Annotated in this window: 1 protein-coding gene; it reads right to left on the minus strand. The window is 46.3% G+C overall.

What is annotated here, in order from left to right:
- Positions 1-5: 5 nt before the first annotated feature.
- Positions 6-425, minus strand: a complete 420-nt coding sequence (locus ASC50_RS04670) for a hypothetical protein (RefSeq protein WP_056928765.1) — start codon at positions 423-425, stop codon at positions 6-8.
- Positions 426-443: the final 18 nt, after the last annotated feature.

Genomic DNA, 443 nt, shown 5'->3' on the forward strand with positions numbered 1-443 from the left:
TTTTTTTATTTTCCTCCCCCCCCCCCTGTTTGTGGGGTTTTTGGCTTTCCCCCTTTTCCCCCCCCCCCCCCTCCCCCCCGCGTCCAACCGCCATAATCGTGATAGCCGATTAAGGCTTCGTCCACGCTGCCGTCGTTGAACAAAATTTGTTTTCCTTCGGCAACGGACACGTTTGAATTAAGCGTTTGCGTACTGTCGCTCGCTTTCAACAGGGTGTTGTCGATACTCACGCCGTTCAAATTCAGATTGCTACCTACGGCTCTGATTGTGGATGTCCCTAAATTTAATGAGGCAGAGTCACCTCTGATTTGTACCGATATAGGCGGCTTATTGCCCGACCTAAGTAAATCCACTTTTGCGCTTTGCGCAACTAAACCAATCACTGCGATGCTGAAAAGCATCAAAAAACACATTTTCTTTTTCATATTTTTATAAATTAAAAT

Source organism: Candidatus Symbiothrix dinenymphae (assembly GCF_001431085.1).

Bases quoted from the DNA above. Each gene is read 5' to 3' on its own strand.
- ASC50_RS04670 (WP_056928765.1), bottom strand. From the start codon at position 425: ATGAAAAAGAAAATGTGTTTTTTGATGCTTTTCAGCATCGCAGTGATT.